Source organism: Streptomyces sp. NPDC046866, from assembly GCF_040704625.1.
GTDB lineage: Bacteria > Actinomycetota > Actinomycetes > Streptomycetales > Streptomycetaceae > Streptomyces.
In genome coordinates this window covers 1-16,908 of record NZ_JBEYXN010000012.1, presented here as the reverse complement: position 1 = coordinate 16,908, position 16,908 = coordinate 1, and the positions used below count along the sequence as shown (strand labels likewise).

General features: G+C 71.9%; 17 protein-coding genes. 10 read left to right on the top strand and 7 right to left on the bottom strand.

Annotated elements, in window-relative coordinates:
- Positions 1-63: 63 nt before the first annotated feature.
- Positions 64-585 carry a histidine phosphatase family protein gene (locus tag AB0953_RS19000; protein ID WP_366860648.1) on the top strand — a complete coding sequence of 174 codons (522 nt, stop codon included), beginning with the start codon at positions 64-66 and terminating at the stop codon, positions 583-585.
- A 95-nt stretch (positions 586-680) separates the two neighbouring features.
- On the opposite strand, the gene serB is transcribed toward AB0953_RS19000, so the two are convergent.
- Positions 681-1,880, bottom strand: coding sequence for a phosphoserine phosphatase SerB (serB, locus tag AB0953_RS18995; protein ID WP_366860647.1), 1,200 nt, complete (start codon positions 1,878-1,880; stop codon positions 681-683).
- A gap of 1,468 nt (positions 1,881-3,348) precedes the next feature.
- On the opposite strand from serB, the gene AB0953_RS18990 reads away from it, so the two are divergent.
- On the top strand, positions 3,349-5,880 hold the full coding sequence (locus AB0953_RS18990; protein WP_366860646.1) for an FHA domain-containing protein: 2,532 nt from the start codon (positions 3,349-3,351) through the stop codon (positions 5,878-5,880).
- 117 nt (positions 5,881-5,997) lie between these two features.
- Here AB0953_RS18990 and AB0953_RS18985 read toward each other — a convergent pair whose 3' ends face one another.
- Positions 5,998-6,705 (bottom strand): transglycosylase SLT domain-containing protein, encoded by a 708-nt coding sequence (locus AB0953_RS18985; RefSeq protein WP_366860645.1) that lies wholly within the window; start codon positions 6,703-6,705, stop codon positions 5,998-6,000.
- 392 nt (positions 6,706-7,097) lie between these two features.
- Between AB0953_RS18985 and AB0953_RS18980 the strand changes: the two genes are divergently transcribed.
- The 3 genes from AB0953_RS18980 (at position 7,098) to AB0953_RS18970 (ending at position 9,302) form a co-directional block, all read left to right on the top strand.
- Positions 7,098-8,228, top strand: a complete 1,131-nt coding sequence (locus tag AB0953_RS18980; RefSeq protein ID WP_366860644.1) for a GAF domain-containing sensor histidine kinase — start codon at positions 7,098-7,100, stop codon at positions 8,226-8,228.
- A 70-nt stretch (positions 8,229-8,298) separates the two neighbouring features.
- Positions 8,299-8,925, top strand: coding sequence for a response regulator transcription factor (locus tag AB0953_RS18975; protein WP_366860794.1), 627 nt, complete (start codon positions 8,299-8,301; stop codon positions 8,923-8,925).
- 128 nt (positions 8,926-9,053) lie between these two features.
- Entirely contained in the window at positions 9,054-9,302 is a 249-nt protein-coding gene (locus AB0953_RS18970) for a chaplin (protein ID WP_366860643.1), read from the top strand.
- Between the two features lie 82 nt (positions 9,303-9,384).
- Here AB0953_RS18970 and AB0953_RS18965 read toward each other — a convergent pair whose 3' ends face one another.
- Positions 9,385-10,167, bottom strand: coding sequence for a hypothetical protein (locus AB0953_RS18965; protein ID WP_366860642.1), 783 nt, complete (start codon positions 10,165-10,167; stop codon positions 9,385-9,387).
- Positions 10,168-10,314: 147 nt separating this feature from the next.
- Here AB0953_RS18965 and AB0953_RS18960 point away from each other — a divergent pair, with 147 nt between their 5' ends.
- From AB0953_RS18960 to AB0953_RS18945, 4 genes are all read left to right on the top strand, one after another.
- Positions 10,315-11,106, top strand: coding sequence for an ABC transporter ATP-binding protein (locus tag AB0953_RS18960; RefSeq protein WP_366860641.1), 792 nt, complete (start codon positions 10,315-10,317; stop codon positions 11,104-11,106).
- 63 nt (positions 11,107-11,169) lie between these two features.
- Complete coding sequence (locus tag AB0953_RS18955) at positions 11,170-11,598, top strand: NfeD family protein (protein ID WP_366860640.1); 429 nt, start codon at positions 11,170-11,172, stop codon at positions 11,596-11,598.
- An 87-nt stretch (positions 11,599-11,685) separates the two neighbouring features.
- On the top strand, positions 11,686-12,699 hold the full coding sequence (locus AB0953_RS18950; protein ID WP_366860639.1) for an SPFH domain-containing protein: 1,014 nt from the start codon (positions 11,686-11,688) through the stop codon (positions 12,697-12,699).
- 170 nt (positions 12,700-12,869) lie between these two features.
- Positions 12,870-13,640, top strand: coding sequence for a sulfite exporter TauE/SafE family protein (locus tag AB0953_RS18945; protein ID WP_366860793.1), 771 nt, complete (start codon positions 12,870-12,872; stop codon positions 13,638-13,640).
- A 79-nt stretch (positions 13,641-13,719) separates the two neighbouring features.
- Here AB0953_RS18945 and AB0953_RS18940 read toward each other — a convergent pair whose 3' ends face one another.
- The 3 genes from AB0953_RS18940 to AB0953_RS18930 form a co-directional block, all read right to left on the bottom strand.
- Entirely contained in the window at positions 13,720-14,223 is a 504-nt protein-coding gene (locus tag AB0953_RS18940) for an HNH endonuclease (RefSeq protein WP_366860638.1), read from the bottom strand.
- A gap of 149 nt (positions 14,224-14,372) precedes the next feature.
- Positions 14,373-14,906: a YbhB/YbcL family Raf kinase inhibitor-like protein gene (locus AB0953_RS18935; protein WP_366860637.1), complete on the bottom strand. Its 534-nt coding sequence runs from the start codon at positions 14,904-14,906 to the stop codon at positions 14,373-14,375.
- Positions 14,907-14,961: 55 nt separating this feature from the next.
- Positions 14,962-15,744, bottom strand: a complete 783-nt coding sequence (locus AB0953_RS18930; RefSeq protein WP_366860636.1) for a sporulation protein — start codon at positions 15,742-15,744, stop codon at positions 14,962-14,964.
- A gap of 96 nt (positions 15,745-15,840) precedes the next feature.
- On the opposite strand from AB0953_RS18930, the gene AB0953_RS18925 reads away from it, so the two are divergent.
- Positions 15,841-16,482 carry a DNA-3-methyladenine glycosylase gene (locus AB0953_RS18925; protein WP_366860635.1) on the top strand — a complete coding sequence of 214 codons (642 nt, stop codon included), beginning with the start codon at positions 15,841-15,843 and terminating at the stop codon, positions 16,480-16,482.
- A gap of 168 nt (positions 16,483-16,650) precedes the next feature.
- Here AB0953_RS18925 and AB0953_RS18920 read toward each other — a convergent pair.
- Positions 16,651-16,908: hypothetical protein (locus tag AB0953_RS18920; protein WP_366860634.1), on the bottom strand; the 258-nt coding region annotated here is incomplete at its 5' end.

Below are 16,908 nucleotides of genomic sequence, written 5' to 3'. Positions count from 1 at the left end.
CGCGCCGCGAGCCTCCTCCAACACCCTGCGCCCCGCCCCTCGATCCGTGCGAAGCTGGGAGCCATGAGCGCCGACACACCCCGCAGGATCGTCCTCCTCCGGCACGCCAAGGCCGACTGGCCGCAGGTCGCCGACCACGACCGCCCCCTGGCGGAACGCGGCCGCAAGGACGCACCGGCCGTCGGTCTGAAGCTGGCCGCCACCGGCATCGCCTTCGACCTGGCCCTCTGCTCCACCGCAGCCCGCACGCGCGAGACCTGGAAGCTCGCCGTCCAGGCGCTGCCGCACCGCCCGAAGACCACGTACGAGGAGCGGCTCTACGACGCCTCGCTCGGCGAGCTCATCGCCCTCCTCAACGAAACCTCCGACGAGGTCCAGGACCTCCTCGTCATCGGCCACAATCCCGGCATGCACGCCCTCGCCGACGCCCTCTCCGGGCGCGCGGAGGGCGACACCCTGGCCCGCATGACCAGGACCGGCTTCCCGACCGCGGCCCTCGCGATCGTCTCCTTCACCGGTTCCTGGAAGACCCTGGAGCACGGGGTCGGCACCCTGATCGACTACTGGACCCCCAAGGAGCACTGACCGGCCCCGCCGGCCGGCGCGCGTACGACGGGGGCGGGCCCCGGCGGTCGATCCGCCGGGGCCCGCCCCTCGCGTACGTGGGGAACCGCCGCCGCTCAGGTCAGCCCGGCCGCCTCGACCTCCTCGCGCGTGATCCCGAGCAGGTACAGCACCGTGTCCAGGAACGGCACGTTCACCGCGGTGTGCGCCGCCTCGCGGACCACCGGCTTGGCGTTGAAGGCCACGCCCAGCCCGGCCGCGTTCAGCATGTCCAGGTCGTTGGCGCCGTCGCCGATGGCCACCGTCTGCTCCAGCGGCACTCCCGCCTCCGCGGCGAAGCGGCGCAGCAGCCGGGCCTTGCCTGCCCGGTCCACGATGTCGCCGGTGACCCGGCCCGTCAGCTTGCCGTCGACGATCTCCAGGGTGTTGGCCGAGGCGAAGTCCAGCCCCAGCCGGTCCTGCAGATCGTCCGTGACCTGCGTGAACCCGCCGGAGACCACACCCACCTGGTAGCCCAGCTGCTTCAGGGTCCGGATCAGGGTCCGCGCGCCCGGCGTCAGCCGCACCTCCGCGCGGACCTTGTCCACCACCGACGCGTCGAGCCCTTCCAGCAGCGCGACGCGCGCGTGCAGCGACTGCTCGAAGTCCAGCTCGCCGCGCATCGCCCGCTCGGTCACCTCGGCGACCTCGGCCTCGCAGCCCGCGTGCGCCGCGAACAGCTCGATGACCTCGTCCTGGATCAGGGTGGAGTCCACGTCCATCACGACCAGGCGCTGCGCCCGGCGGTGCAGGCCGGCCGAGACCACGGCCACGTCGACCCCGATGTGCGCGGCGGCGGTGGCCAGGGCGGTGCGCAGCGGCTCGGTCTCACAGCCGGACACGGCGAACTCCACCGCCGTCACCGGGTACTTGGCCAGCCGGAAGATGCGGTCGATGTTGCCGCCGGTGGCGGTGATCCGGGCAGCGATCGCCGCCGTGGACTCGGCGGTCAGCGGGTGCCCGAGGACGGTGACGTGGGAGCGGCCGCTGCCGCGCGGCCGGTTGTCGCCGGTGCCGGAGAGGATCTCGGCCTGCATCTTGAGCGACTCGGCCCAGCTGTGGACGGTGGCCCGCAGCTCGCCCTCGGCTCCGCCGGCCGGCCGGGTGACGAGGGCGCACAGGACGATGCGGCCGCGGGTGACGACCTGCTCGATGTCGACGACGTCGACGGAGTAGGCGGCGAGGGTGTCGAACAGCCCGGCGGTGATCCCGGGACGGTCCTTGCCGAAGATCTTGACGAGGAGGGTGGGGACGTCGGAGGTCTGCGAAGCGCTCATGGTGCTCTCACCGTATCTTCCCGCCCCGCGGGGGCCGACCCCCGTCCCACCCACCGGGACCGCCCCGCGCGTCGGCCCGACCCGGCCCGGCCGGGTGAGACGGCGCCCCGCCCCGCCCACTCCCGCGCACGGGGCCGGACTGCCGGAAGGGGGGTCGGCGCCGGGGAGCTGGCCCCGGTTCGGAGCCGCCGGCCCCGCCCGGAACCCGGCGGCGCCGGAGGGGGGGCAGTCCCGTCCCGCCCTCGTCCCCGGACCCGCCGGTGAGCGCAGCCGGCCGCCCAGGGGCCGTAGCCAGGGCGGACCGCCGGTACGGCCGGCGAGCCTCCGCCCCGGACCCGGGCGCGGACGAGTCCCGAGATCCGGCCCGGCAGCCGCGCCCCACCGAGGCAGCGGCATGGCGTGCCCCCGCCCCGCCGCGCAGCGGGCCACCGGCGCCGGGGGGGCCCGCTGCGCGGAGCGTTCTCCCTCCCCGCCCCTTCCCGAAACCGGGACTACGCCCCGGCCCCCACTGCGGGACTACGCCCCGGCCCCCGGTTGGGGTTGCGCCCTGGACCCCCGGGGGTACGCAGGCCCAGGCCAGTCCGGGGCACAGCCCAGCGGCCGGAGTCCGCGGCTGGAACCGCGGCGAAGCCAGCCCGCGCGGGACGCGGCCCACCGGCTGGGGTCTGTGGCTGGGACCGGAGCGAAGCCCCAGGCCGATCCGGGGCGTAGCCCCGCGCGAGTGCGGGACGCAGCCCGTCCCGCGCCGGCCTGGGCTTCGCTCCGGTCCCAGCCGGGGCCCCGGCCGCGGGGCTGCGGTCCGGGTCCCGCTTGGGCTGTGTCCTGCACCCGCCTGGGGCTGCGCCCAGGTCCCGCCCAGGGGCTCGGCCGCGCCCTTCCCCCGATTGCGTCCGGGGGACCCCCAGGGCCCCGCGCCCCGGGTGCCGGTGGGGCTGATTCAGCCCGCGCGGCGGTTGAGCGCGCCGGGCGCGGAGTGCACGGGACCGGGGCCGGGCCGGGTCTCGAGCCGCATGTGCGGGACCGCGGGGAGGAGGACGGCTTCGCGCCGGCGAGGCCCGCGTCGTTCGCGGCCGGGGGCGTCGCCCGAGTGGGCCGCCGGAGGGGTCGGCGACGGGCACGCCTAACCCGGCGCGGCCCCCTCGGCGGGGGGCCGGGCGGGCGGGCCGCGCCGGGAAGGATCACGTTTCCCCAACGAATGCGGCGCCCCCGCCGCCCCCGATTCGGGCCGTACGGGAGCGGCACCGACCGGCGAGAAGTCCCGTATCTCACTCTCCGGGTGGCTTTCGACCCCGCCAACGGGCAGGCGCAGCCCCTGCGGCAAGGCCCCGATTCCACATGTGGGCGCAGGCCTGAAATAGTTCCCCCGGATGTTAGCCATCCCTAGACTCCCTGACGTCGGACCTCCTGACGGCCAGGGGGATTCTCGGGGGACCTAAGTGGGGCTGGAGTGCCGGAACTCGTACTGGAATTGAACGGAAGGACCTGGACGCTCGATCCGTCCAGGTCGTACTCGCTGGGGCGCGACCCCCAGGGAGACGTGGTGATCGACGACGCCCGGGTCTCCTGGCGCCATGCCACCATCGCCTGGAACGGCCGCGGTTGGGGCATCGAGGACCACGGCAGCACCAACGGCACGTACGTGCACGGTGCGAGGGTCCAGCAGACGGAGCTCGTGCCGGGCACGCCCGTCCACCTGGGCAACGCGACCGACGGTCCGCGGCTGAATCTGAGCGTCGCCGGCGCACCGCAGCACGCGGTGCCGCACCAGGCCGCGCCGCAGCAGCAGGCCCCGGCCTACCAGGCTCCGGCCCAGGCGCAGGCCCCGGCCTATCAGGCGCCGGTGCAGGGCCAGGCCCCCGCCTACCAGCCGCCGGCCCAGCAGCCGCAGCAGGGCTGGCCGCAGCAGCACCAGCCGCAGCAGCATCACCAGCAGCACCAGCCGCAGTTCCCGCACCAGCAGGGCGCCGCCCCCGCGGCCCAGCCCGGCTACGGCGGCGACCGCAGCCCGACGACCTTCCACCAGATCGCCGTCGGCCGCGTCATGCGCATCGGCCGTGCCCTGGACAACGAGCTCGTCGTCTCCGACCTCCAGGTCTCGCGCCACCACGCGGAGTTCCGCTCCACGGGCGGCCGCTTCGAGATCCACGACCTCGGCAGCCACAACGGCACCTACGTCAACGGCCAGCCGCTGGCCAAGTCCGGCACCGCGCTGCTCGGCCCGAACGACATCGTCGGTGTCGGCCACTCCACGTTCCGGATCGTCGGCGACCGGCTGGAGGAGTTCGTCGACTCCGGCGACGTCTCCTTCTCGGCCCGCCACCTCACGGTCACGGTCGACGGCGGCAAGCAGATCCTCAAGGACGTCACCTTCGGCGTCCCGGAGAAGTCGCTGATCGGCGTCATCGGCCCCTCCGGCTCCGGCAAGTCGACCCTGCTCAAGGCGCTGACCGGCTACCGCCCGGCCAACGAGGGCGAGGTCCTCTACGACAACCGCAACCTGTACAAGCAGTTCGCGGAGCTCCGCCAGCGCATCGGCCTGGTCCCGCAGGACGACATCCTGCACAAGGAGCTCAAGGTCGCGACGGCCCTGAAGTACGCCGCCAAGCTCCGCTTCCCCGGCGACACCGCCGAGTCCGAGCGCGCCGCCCGCATCGACGAGGTGCTGCGCGAGCTCAAGCTCGACATCCACAAGGACAAGAAGATCACCGCGCTCTCGGGCGGCCAGCGCAAGCGCGTCTCCGTGGCCCTGGAGCTGCTGACCAAGCCGTCGCTGATCTTCCTGGACGAGCCGACCTCCGGCCTCGACCCGGGCATGGACCGCGACGTCATGCAGCTGCTGCGCGGCCTCGCCGACGACGGCCGCACCGTCCTCGTCGTCACCCACTCCGTGGCCGAGCTGTCCCTGTGCGACAAGCTGCTGGTCATGGCGCCGGGCGGCTCGGTCGCGTACTTCGGCCCGCCGGACGAGGCGCTGAACTTCTTCGGCTACAGCACCTGGGCGGACGTCTTCTCGGCCTTCGAGAACTACCGCGACTACGACTGGGCCGGCCGCTGGAAGGGCTCGCAGCACTACCAGCTGTACGCCGCCGACCTCGACGCCGTGGCCCCGCAGCAGGTCGCGATGCAGCCGCAGCAGATGATCCCGCCGAAGGCGCAGGGCTGGGGCGACCAGCTGTGGACGCTGATGCGCCGCTACCTGTCCGTCATCGCGTCGGACCGGGGCTTCCTGGCCCTCATGGTGATCATGCCCGCGGTCATCGGCATCGTCTCCACGGTGATCCCGGCGAAGTTCGGCCTGGCGCCGCCGACGCCGCCGAGCCGCTTCAACGGCGACGCCGGCACGATCATGCTGATCCTCGCGGTCGGCATGTGCTTCTCCGGTTCCGCCAACTCGGTCCGTGAGCTGATCAAGGAACGCGTCATCTACGAGCGGGAACGCGCGACGGGCCTGTCCCGGTCGGCGTACCTGATGTCGAAGGTGATCGTCCTCGGCGTCATCACCGCCTTCCAGAGCGTGATCATGTGCGCGATCGCCTTCACCCCGCGCAAGCTCCCGGTCGACGGCGTGTTCATGGACCCGGCCACCGAGCTGTGCATCTCGGTGATCGCGCTCGGCCTCACCTCGATGATGTTCGGCCTGGTGATCTCCTCGCTGGTGAAGACCGCCGAGAAGACCATGCCGCTGCTGGTCATGTTCGCGATCGTCCAGGTCGTGTTCACGGGCCTGCTGTTCCAGATCTACGACAAGCCCGGCCTGGAGCAGTTCGCCTGGCTGATGCCCTCCCGCTGGGCCATCGCCGCCGCCGGCACGACCCTGAACCTCGCCAAGCTGATGGCACCGTTCGACCAGCAGCACCCGGAGAACACCGACCCGCTCTGGGACGCCACGGCCGGCCAGTGGACGCTGAACATCATCGTCCTGCTCGCCCTCGGCATCGCCTGCGGCTTCGCGGTCCAGCGCCTGCTGCGCCGCCACGAGCCCGAGGTCATGCGCAACTAGCAGGACCGGCCCCGCACGGGTCCGCGCGTCCCGCACCACGAAACGCCTCAGGGCGGCACCCCCGGATCCGGGTGCCGCCCTGAGGCGCATGTACGAGGTGCTGCTCCGCCGCCAGGCCTAGTAGGCGCTGTTGACGTTGTCGATCGAGCCGTAGCGGTCGGCGGCGTAGTTGGCCGCGGCGACGATGTTGGCGACCGGGTGGTACTGGTCCAGCGGGGTGCCGGGGACGTGGTACGCGAGGAAGGTCGGCTTGATGATCTGCAGCAGGCCGATCGAGGGGACGCCGTTCTTGGCGTTGATGTCCCACAGGTTGATCGCCCGCGGGTTGCCGCTCGACTCGCGCATGATGTTCTTGTACAGGCCGTTGTAGGTGCCCGGGATCTTGTGTTCCTTCATGATCGCGAGCGACTCCTTGATCCAGCCGTCAAGGTTGTTCGCGTACACGGGCTTGCGGGCGGCCGAGCGGCTGGCGGCAGCCTTGGCGGCGCGCTCCTTGGCCGCGGCCTCGGCCTTGGCCTTCGCAGCGGCCGCGGCCTCGGCCTTCGCCTTCGCGGCGGCGGCGGCCGCAGCGTCCTGGGCGCGTCCGGCGGCGATGGTCTGCTGCGCGACGAGGTGGACCTGCGCGGTCTGGGCCTGCGTGCCGTCCACGACGCTGGTCCACGCCGCGGGGGCGGCGACGGCGGCCTCGGCCGTTCCGGAGTTGCCGGTGGCGGCGGGGACGACGGTGGCGGCGAGGGCGGCGGCGCCCATGGTGGCGGCAGCGACGAAGATCTTGTGCGTCTTGGTCAGACGACGGATCTTGCCGGGGATGCTGGTCTCGGACATGCGTAGCCACCTCTTCGAATCGCGGGAGCCGCAGGAAAGCGCCGCGATGATCCGGGATCCGCGGCGCCGTGCGACGGGAGCAATTCTTAGCGGCGGCAAAAAAGGCTGGCAAAGGTGTGACGTACGAAGCCGCTTAGTGGATCACGGGCCCCCCGCAAGCCCGGAATTCCGGCCTCCGCACCCGGCAGAGCGGTACTGACGCGACCTTTACACGTGTACTAGGCCCCTTCGTAAGTGACCTGGGTCCTATGCGCGGGCTCACATCGGCCGTGGAACGGATTCACCAAAGGTTGCCGGTGCAATGCAATACGTCACCGAAATCCCACCGCTCCGCCCCCGCGCGCCGCGCCACCGCCCGAATCCGCAGGTCAGCGCACGAGTACGGTGATCCCATGGACCACGGACCCAGCCGCGGCCTCGCCGCCGTCAGCACCGCGCTGCTCGCCATGAGCCGCCGGCTCGAGGTGCGCGACGTCCTGCGCACGATCGTCGCCTCCGCCCGCGAACTGCTCGACGCCCGCTACGCCGCCCTCGGCGTCCCGGACGACCACGGGGGCTTCGCCCGCTTCGTCGTCGACGGCATCAGCGACGAGCAGTGGCGCCGCATCGGCCCGCTGCCCCGCCAGCACGGCATCCTCGCCGCGATGCTCCACCAGGAGGGCGCCGAGCGGCTGGCCGACGTACGCAAGGACCCCCGCTTCGGGGGCTGGCCGGCCGCCCACCCCGAGATGTCCGACTTCCTCGGCCGGCCCATCCGCGACGGCGAGGAGACCCTCGGCGCGCTCTTCCTCGCCAACAAGAACACGCCGGGCGGCTTCACCGAGGAGGACGAGGACCTCCTCGCCCTCCTCGCCCAGCACGCCGCCATCGCCCTCACCAACGCCCGCCTCTACGAGCGCAGCCGCGAACTCACCATCGCCGAGGAGCGCTCCCGCCTCGCCCACGAGCTCCACGACGCCGTCAGCCAGAAGCTGTTCTCCCTGCGCCTGACCGCCCAGGCCGCCGCCGCCCTCGTCGACCGCGACCCGGCCCGCGCCAAGGACGAGCTCCAGCAGGTCGCCGCCCTCGCCGCCGAGGCCGCCGACGAACTGCGCGCCGCCGTGACCGAGCTGCGCCCCGCCGGCCTCGACGAGGACGGCCTCGTCGCCACCCTCCGCGACCAGGTCCGGGTCCTGGACCGCGCCCACAGCGCGCGCGTCACCTTCACCTGCGCGGGGATACGGGCCCTGCCCGCCGGCCAGGAGGAGGCCCTGCTCCGCGTGGCCCAGGAGGCCCTCCACAACGCCCTGCGCCACTCCGGCGCCGACCGCGTCGAGGTGGTCCTCGCCCGCCGCGGCGCCGGAGCCGCCCTGACCGTCGCCGACAACGGCCGCGGCTTCGACCCCGGCACGGTCCGCGCGGCCGGGCGCCACCTGGGCCTGGTCTCCATGCGCGACCGGGCGAGCGGGGCCGGAGGCCGCCTCACCGTGCACTCGGAGCCCGGCACGGGCACCACGATCGAGATGGAGGTCCCCGGTGGCTGACACGCCCGACCGGAACCCGAGCAGCGCCACCACCCGCCCCGGCCCCCGCCCCGGCCGCGACCGCAGCCGCATTCACGTGCTGCTCGTCGACGACCACCAGGTCGTCCGGCGCGGGCTGCGCACCTTCCTGGAGGTCCAGGACGACATCGAGGTGGTGGGCGAGGCCGCCGACGGGGCCGAGGGCGCCGCCCGCGCCGAGGAGCTGAGGCCCGACGTCATCCTCATGGACATCACCATGCCCGGCACCGACGGCATCGAGGCCCTGCGCCGGCTGCGCGCCGGGGCGAACCCCGCCCGCGTGCTGATCGTCACCAGCTTCACCGAGCAGCGCACCGTGGTCCCCGCCCTGCGCGCCGGTGCGGCCGGATACGTCTACAAGGACATCGACCCCGATGCCCTGGCCGCGGCCATCCGCTCCGTCCACGCCGGGCACGTGCTGCTCCAGCCCGAGGTGGCCGAGGCGCTGCTCTCGCAGGAGGAGCAGCCCGCCGCCGGGCGCGGCGGCTCCCTGACCGACCGCGAGCAGGAGGTTCTCTCCCTCATCGCCGACGGCCGCTCCAACCGGGAGATCGCCCGCGCGCTCGTCCTGTCCGAGAAGACGGTCAAGACCCACGTCTCGAACATCCTGATGAAACTGGACCTCGCCGACCGCACCCAGGCGGCGCTGTGGGCCGTACGGCACGGCGCCGCCGGCTGAGGGCGTCCGTTAAGGAATTCATACTGTCGGGTGGATGTCGCCCACATGGCGTATCCCCGGTGCGGAGCGGACGTTCTCCATGGCGTGCCGCGGCGGACGCCGCGGCAGACGCTCTGGAGGACGAGAACGTGAAGAACACCAAGAAGGCCACGCTCATCACCCTGATCGCGGGCGGCCTCCTTGCCGCGGGAGCCGGCGTCTCCTCGGCCCACGGCAGCGGGGCCTCGGCCTGCGGCGAGGCCGCCGGCTCGCCCGGCGTGGCCTCCGGCAACCTGGTCCAGGCCCCCGTGGACGTCCCCGTGAACGTGGTCGGCAACACCGTCACCGTCGTCGGCCTGCTGAACGGCGTCTGGGGCAACACGGGCGTCAACCACTGACGCCGCCCCCGCCACCGGCCCCGCCTCCCCCCGCTCTCCCCGGGAGGCGGGGCCCGGCGCGTCCCGCCCGGCGGCGGCGCGCTCAGCCCCGCTCCCGCTCCTCCACCGCTGCGTTGTACGCGGCGACCAGCGCACGCCGCGCCACCCGCTCCACCGGCCGCAGCGCCTCCGCCCGCGCCGCCATCTCCGAGGCCGCCACCGCACCGCCGTGCCCGCGCTCGTACGCCATCGACACCAGCAGCTCCACCCGCTGCGCCAGCGCCAGCACCCGCACCGCCCGCGCCGGATACCCCGGAGCCAGCACCTCCCGCCCGGCCTCCGCCCGCGCCCGGTACGCCGACAGCGCGGCCTGCGCCGCCGGCCCCGACGCCGCCACGTCCAGCCGCGTCAGCACCACCGTCGCCTCCCGCACCGCCTCGGCCAGCTCCCGCTCCGCCTCACCGAGCGAGGGCACGTCCGCCGGCGGCGCCTCCCGCACCGGCAGGCAGTGCCACAGGACCTCCACGTGCACGTCGCCCGCCGGCCCGGCCTCGCGGACCTCCGGCACCAGCCCCAGTGCCGCCCCCACGGCGATCACCGCCTCCTCGGCCTCCAGCGCCCGCGCATTGAACTCCGGCGGACCGCTCAGCCCCAGCGGGTGCCCCGGCGCCGGCAGCGCCACCCGCAGGCCCGTCACCCCCAGCGCCCGCAGCCGCCCCAGCGCCAGCGTCAGCCCCACCGGAGCGGACTCGCCCGGCAGCCCCTCCACCCGGTGCACGGCATCCGCGCCCACGATCGACAGCACGGCCTCGTCGGGCGAGACCAGACCGGCCAGCAGTGCGTTCCCCCAGGCGGCCAGCCGCCCTGAACGTGGTTCGAAAAGCATCCGTCCACTCTACGGACCGGCCCGGATCCGGCCCCGCTGCCATCCTGGCGCCCGGACCCCTCGCCGAGTGGCGTAGGTTTTCCTCTGGGGCTGCGCCGCCTACCGGTGCACAGACGAACCGACACTGCAAGGGGAGACAACGCGCTCATGAGCGATGTACTGGAGCTGGAGGACGTATCCGTGGTCCGCGAGGGCCGGGCTCTGGTGGACCAGGTCTCCTGGTCGGTCAAGGAAGGGGAGCGCTGGGTCATCCTCGGCCCCAACGGCGCCGGGAAGACCACCCTGCTCAACGTCGCCTCCAGCTACCTCTTCCCCACCAAGGGCACCGCCACCATCCTCGGCAGCACCCTCGGCAAGGTGGACGTCTTCGAGCTGCGCCCCCGCATCGGCATGGCCGGCATCGCCATGGCCGACAAGCTCCCCAAGCGCCAGACCGTCCTGGAGACCGTCCTCACCGCCGCCTACGGCATGACGGCCACCTGGCAGGAGGAGTACGAGGAGGTCGACGAGCAGCGCGCCCGCGCCTTCCTCGACCGCCTCGGCATGACCGACTACCTCGACCGGAAGTTCGGCACCCTCTCCGAGGGCGAGCGCAAGCGCACCCTGATCGCCCGCGCCCTGATGACGGACCCGGAGCTCCTCCTCCTCGACGAGCCCGCCGCCGGCCTCGACCTCGGCGGCCGCGAGGACCTCGTACGCCGCCTCGGCCGGCTCGCCCGCGACCCGCTCGCGCCCTCCATGGCCATGGTCACCCACCATGTCGAGGAAATCGCCCCGGGCTTCACCCACGTCCTGATGATCCGCCAGGGCAAGGTCGTGACCGCCGGCCCCATCGAGCTCGAACTCACCTCCCGCAACCTCTCGATCTGCTTCGGCCTCCCGCTCGTCGTCGAGCAGAACGGCGACCGCTGGACCGCCCAGGGCCTGCCCCTGCGCTAGTGCCGGTCCCCGCACCGGACCGCACCCTGTCCCGACCGCGCCCGCCCGACCTACCATGACCATGTGAACATCGACGCGTGGGTGTGGTGGCTCATCGGCGCGGTCGGGCTGGGCATCCCCCTCGTCCTGACCGCCATGCCGGAGTTCGGTATGTTCGCCATCGGCGCGGTCGCCGCCGCCGTCACCGCGGCCTTCGGCGGGGGAGCCGTGGCCCAGGTCCTGGTGTTCGTCATCGTGTCGGTCGCGCTCACCGCCGTCGTCCGCTCGATCGCCAACCACCACCGCGACCAGCAGCCCCAACACCGCAGCGGAATCGACGCGTTGAGAGGCAGAACCGCCCTCGTCCTCGAACGCGTCGACGGCAGCGGAGGCCGCATCAAACTCGCGGGCGAGATCTGGTCCGCCCGCACCCTCGACGCCGACAGCACCTTCGAACCGGGCCAGCAGGTGGACGTCGTCGAGATCGACGGAGCCACCGCCGTCGTCATGTGAGCCAAGGAGCCGACCCGCGGCCCCGGGGTCTGCGAGACTCCGCTTCAACGGGGCAGCACAGACAGCCGGAAAGGCACGGGGAACCGCATGCAACCGATCATCATCGTCCTGATCATCCTGGTGGTTCTGGTCTTCATCGCCCTGGTCAAGACGATCCAGGTGATCCCGCAGGCCAGCGCCGCCATCGTCGAACGATTCGGCCGCTACACCCGCACCCTCAACGCGGGCCTCAACATCGTCGTCCCGTTCATCGACTCCATCCGCAACCGCATCGACCTGCGCGAACAGGTCGTGCCGTTCCCGCCGCAGCCGGTCATCACCCAGGACAACCTGGTCGTCAACATCGACACCGTCATCTACTACCAGGTGACCGACGCCCGCGCCGCGACGTACGAGGTCGCCAGCTACATCCAGGCCATCGAGCAGCTCACCGTCACCACCCTGCGCAACATCATCGGCGGCATGGACCTGGAGCGGACCCTCACCTCCCGCGAGGAGATCAACGCGGCCCTGCGCGGCGTCCTCGACGAGGCCACCGGCAAGTGGGGCATCCGCGTCAACCGCGTCGAGCTCAAGGCCATCGACCCGCCCACCTCCATCCAGGACTCGATGGAGAAGCAGATGCGCGCCGACCGCGACAAGCGCGCCTCCATCCTCCAGGCCGAGGGCGTCCGCCAGTCCGAGATCCTCAAGGCCGAGGGCGAGAAGCAGTCCGCGATCCTCCGCGCCGAGGGCGAGGCCAAGGCCGCCGCCCTCAAGGCCGAGGGCGAAGCCCAGGCCATCCGTACCGTCTTCGAGTCCATCCACGCCGGCGACGCCGACCAGAAGCTCCTCGCCTACCAGTACCTCCAGATGCTCCCGAAGATCGCCGAGGGCGACGCCAACAAGCTCTGGATCGTCCCCAGCGAGATCGGCGACGCACTCAAGGGCCTCTCCGGCGCCATGGGCAACTTCGGCCCCATGGGCGGCGGCTCCGGCTTCAACCCGCTCAACTCCGCCAAGGCCACCGGCAACAACGGAAACAGCAACGGCACCAACGGGAACAACGGCAACAACGGGAACAACGGCGGCGACCGCCGCGAGCAGCCCCCCATCGACTGACCCCAGCGACCGACCCCGGGCAGCGGACGGCCCGTCCCCTCCTGCATGATCAGTGAGGCCCCTCGACCTTCATGGCGGGGAGGCGTCTCACCCATGCAAAGGGGATGGCCCAGTCCATGTCCATGTTCACGTCGTTCACGTCGTTCACGTCGTTCACGTCGTTCCTGTCGATGTCGCCCTGGGAAGCAGCCGCGGTCTTCGCCGCCGGTATCGGTGCCGGCACCATCAACACCATCGTCGGCTCCGGCACCCTCATCACCTTCCCGGTCCTGCTCGCCACCGGCCTCAGCCCGGTAACGGCCAACGTGTCCAACACGCTCGGCCTCGTACCCGGCTCCCTCAGCGGAGCCATCGGCTACCGCAAGGAGCTCCAGGGCCAGCGCGCCCGCATCCTCCGCCTCGGCGCCGTCTCGCTCATCGGCGGACTCGCCGGCGCCGTCCTGCTCCTCACCCTGCCCTCGGACTCCTTCAACACGATCGTCCCCGTCCTCATCGGACTCGCCCTCGTGCTCGTCGTCCTCCAGCCCCGCCTCGCGGCCGCCCTGCGCCGCCGCCAGGAAGCCGCCGGCGGCCCGGCCGCCCACCCCGACGGCGGCACGCCCCTGCTCGCCGGCATGCTGCTCGCCAGCGCGTACGGAGGCTACTTCGGCGCCGCCCAAGGCGTCCTGTACCTCGGCCTCATGGGCCTGCTCCTCCACGACGACCTGCAGCGCATCAACGCCGTCAAGAACGTCCTCGCCGCCCTCGTCAACGGCATCGCCGCCGTCTTCTTCCTCTTCGTCGCCGACTTCGACTGGACCGCCGTCGTCCTCATCGCCGTCGGCTCCACCCTCGGCGGCCAGATCGGCGCCAAAGTCGGCCGCCGCCTCCCGCCCACCGCCCTGCGCGCCGTCATCGTCGCCGTCGGCACCATCGCCATCGTCCAGCTCCTGACGCGCTGACCCGCCCCAGCCCGCACACGACAGCGTCCCGCCCCCCTCGAAAAACGGGGGGGACGGGACGCCGCCACACCACACAGCACTACGCCGACGGCGCCAGCCACTCCGGCAGCGCCTCGCGCTCCGCGGATGCGAGGCCGAACAGCATCGCATCCGTGGGCGTCGGCACGAACGGCCTGCGCAGCAGGGGCATCCCCGCCTGCTCCGGCGTCCGGTCCGCCTTGCGGTGGTTGTCCTCCGCGCAGGAGGCCACCGTGTTCAGCCACGTGTCACCGCCGCCCTGCGCCCGCGGCACCACGTGGTCCACCGTCGTCGCGCGTTTCCCGCAGTACGCGCACCGGTGCTGGTCGCGCACCAGCACCCCCCTCCGCGACCACGGGGCATGTCTTCGGAACGGCACCCGTACGTACCTGCACAACCGGATCACCCGCGGCACCGGCAACTCCACCGCCTGGGCACGGACACGCAGTTCGGGATGCGACTGTTCGACGACCGCCTTGTCCTGCAGCACAAGCACCACGGCCCGGTTCAACGTCACCGTCGACAACGGCTCGAAGCTCGCATTCAGCACCAGCGTGTCCCGCATCTCGCCCACCTCCCGTGCGCAGGCCCGCGACCACCCTGGCTGTAGGGCCCGCAACCACTCTGGCCGCGCGCGCCACGCGGGACAACGCAATAAAAATGCCCGGTCCTGGTCGTCTTTAGACCAGGACCGGGCAAACGGAAAGCGAACGATCAGCCCGCGGGCGCCTCGTACTCACCGACCAGCTGCGCCCGCCCCAGCGTGTGGAAGCGCAGGTTGAACCCGACGGCCGCCGGCGTCGCGTCCGCACCGGGACCCAGCTTCTCCTGGTCCACCGCGTACACCGTGAACACGTACCGGTGCCGCTCCCCGGCCGGCGGGGCCGCCCCGCCGAAGTCGCTCGTGCCGTAGTCGTTGCGCACGTGCACCGCCCCCGCGGGCAGCCCCTCGAACTTCCCGCTGCCCGCCCCGGCCGGCAGCTCCGTGACCGAAGCGGGCAGATCGAACAGCACCCAGTGCCAGAACCCGCTGCCCGTGGGCGCATCCGGGTCGAAGCAGGTCACCGCGAAGCTCTTCGTGCCCTCCGGGAACCCCTCCCACCGCAGGTGCGGCGAGACGTTCCCGCCCTCCAGCACCTGGGCCTCTCCCAGCTCCCCGCCCGGCTGCAGGTCGGCACTCTCCACCGAGAAGGCGGGTACCTCCGGATGGAAGTCGTGCGGAAGGGGCGCCCTCTTCTGCTCGGCCACGCTGAACCTCCTGATCGCGAACCGGTGCCGGACGGCCCCGGCACCGGACCCGAGCCTAGAACCAGTTGCGCTGCGAACCCACCGAAGCGATCCACTGGTTGAGGTACGCGGCCCAGTCGGTGCCCTCGTACGAGTGGAGCCCCACCTGGAAGCAGCGGTAGGTGTCGCTGCCCTCGGTGAACAGACCCGACTTCTTGTCCATCTCCAGCACCACGTCCATCTCGTGCCCGTCGGCGATGAACGTCAGCTCCACCTGGTTCAGACCCCGGTACTGCGACGGCGGCAGGAACTCGATCTCCTGGTAGAACGGCAGCGACTGCCGCGTGCCGCGGATGTGCCCCCGCTCCATGTCCGCGCTGCGGAACGAGAAGCCGAGGCGGCGGAACGCGTCCAGGATCGCCTGCTGCGCCGGCAGCGGGTGGACGTTGATCGGGTCGAGGTCGCCGGCGTCCACCGCCCGCGCGATCTCCAGCTCCGTGCTGACCCCGATGTTCATCCCGTGCAGGTGGTGGCCCTCGAAGTGCGTGATCGGGGTCTCCCAGGGGATCTCCAGCCCGAACGGCACCACGTGCAGGGCGCCGGGCTGCACCTTGAAGGCGCCGCCGAGCCGCTGCTTGGTGAAGACGATGTCCTGCTTGTACTCCTGGTCGCCGCCCTCCACCTCGACCCGGGCCTGGAGGCCGACGTTCAGCCCCTCGATCTGCTGCTCCACGGACCCGCCCTGGATGCGGACCTCGCCCTGGACGATGCCACCGGGCACCACGTTCGGCTCGGTGATGATCGTGTCCACCGAAGCACCACCGGCACCCAGCGCGGCGAACAGCTTCTTGAACCCCATTCGTGACTCCCCTTGAAGGCTCGTGCGACTACCCCTTACATACGCGGAACCTTAGGCCCCGGTTGCAGGAGGGCGCGTTCCAGTACGCTCGACCGGATGAGCGCGCGCACCGACCGTACGCCCCTGCCCCGGTCTTTCTTCGACCGCCCGGTTCTCACCGTCGCCCCGGACCTCCTCGGCCGCACCCTGGTCCGCCGCACTCCCGAGGGCCCCATCGAACTGCGCATCACGGAGGTCGAGGCGTACGAGGGCGAGGCCGACCCCGGCTCCCACGCCTACCGCGGCCGCACCCAGCGCAACGCATCGATGTTCGGTCCGCCCGGACACGCGTACGTCTACTTCATCTACGGCATGTGGTTCAGCCTCAACCTGGTGTGCGGCCCGCCGGGCCACGCGAGCGGTGTCCTGCTGCGGGCGGGCGAGATCACGGTGGGCGCCGAGCTCGCCCGCAAACGTCGACTTTCGGCCAGAAGCGACAAGGAACTCGCCAAAGGGCCGGCCCGCCTCGCGACCGCCCTGGCCGTGGACCGCGCCCTCGACGGCGCCGACCTCTGCGCCGGCCCCGATTCCCCGCTGTCGCTGCTGGCCGGCACCCCCACCCCCCGCGACCTGGTCAGCAACGGTCCGCGTACGGGAGTGGGCGGCGCCGGAGCCGGCCACCCCTACCGCTACTGGATCGCGCACGACCCCACGGTGAGCCCGTACAGGGCCCACGCGCCGCGTCGCCGCTCAACTTGACTCGGCCTTGGCGGACGCCTAACGTAGCCCGAGCCGTTGGAACGGGTCACTGTCATCGACAGCCCCGCAGCGGCCAACCCACCACCACGACGCACCCCTGACGGGGTCGAATTCGGCATGCCCGAATTCGAATCCGGCGGCTCGATTATGAGTTGCGGAGGGCAGGCGCTAAAGTGGTGGAACGCCGAAAGGGAAACGCGAAAGCGGGAACCGGAAAGCGAAACCCGCTTCGACCGGGAATCGGACACGAAAGAGTCTGATAGAGTCGGAAACGAAGAAAGAACGAAAGCCCGGAGGAAAGCCCCAGTAAGTGTTACTGCGGGTGAGTACAAAGGAAGCGTCCGTTCCTTGAGAACTCAACAGCGTGCCAAAAATCAACGCCAGAAGTTGATACCCCGTCCACTTCGGTGGATGAGGTTCCTTTGA

What these genes read in the sequence shown, in the direction of transcription:
- AB0953_RS19000 (WP_366860648.1), top strand. Translation starts at nt 64, where the DNA reads ATGAGCGCCGACACACCCCGCAGGATCGTCCTCCTCCGGCACGCCAAG.
- serB (WP_366860647.1), bottom strand. Translation starts at nt 1,880, where the DNA reads ATGAGCGCTTCGCAGACCTCCGACGTCCCCACCCTCCTCGTCAAGATC.
- AB0953_RS18985 (WP_366860645.1), bottom strand. Translation starts at nt 6,705, where the DNA reads ATGTCCGAGACCAGCATCCCCGGCAAGATCCGTCGTCTGACCAAGACG.
- AB0953_RS18980 (WP_366860644.1), top strand. Translation starts at nt 7,098, where the DNA reads ATGGACCACGGACCCAGCCGCGGCCTCGCCGCCGTCAGCACCGCGCTG.
- AB0953_RS18965 (WP_366860642.1), bottom strand. Translation starts at nt 10,167, where the DNA reads ATGCTTTTCGAACCACGTTCAGGGCGGCTGGCCGCCTGGGGGAACGCA.
- AB0953_RS18960 (WP_366860641.1), top strand. Translation starts at nt 10,315, where the DNA reads ATGAGCGATGTACTGGAGCTGGAGGACGTATCCGTGGTCCGCGAGGGC.
- AB0953_RS18950 (WP_366860639.1), top strand. Translation starts at nt 11,686, where the DNA reads ATGCAACCGATCATCATCGTCCTGATCATCCTGGTGGTTCTGGTCTTC.
- AB0953_RS18945 (WP_366860793.1), top strand. Translation starts at nt 12,870, where the DNA reads ATGTCGCCCTGGGAAGCAGCCGCGGTCTTCGCCGCCGGTATCGGTGCC.
- AB0953_RS18940 (WP_366860638.1), bottom strand. Translation starts at nt 14,223, where the DNA reads ATGCGGGACACGCTGGTGCTGAATGCGAGCTTCGAGCCGTTGTCGACG.
- AB0953_RS18930 (WP_366860636.1), bottom strand. Translation starts at nt 15,744, where the DNA reads ATGGGGTTCAAGAAGCTGTTCGCCGCGCTGGGTGCCGGTGGTGCTTCG.
- AB0953_RS18925 (WP_366860635.1), top strand. Translation starts at nt 15,841, where the DNA reads ATGAGCGCGCGCACCGACCGTACGCCCCTGCCCCGGTCTTTCTTCGAC.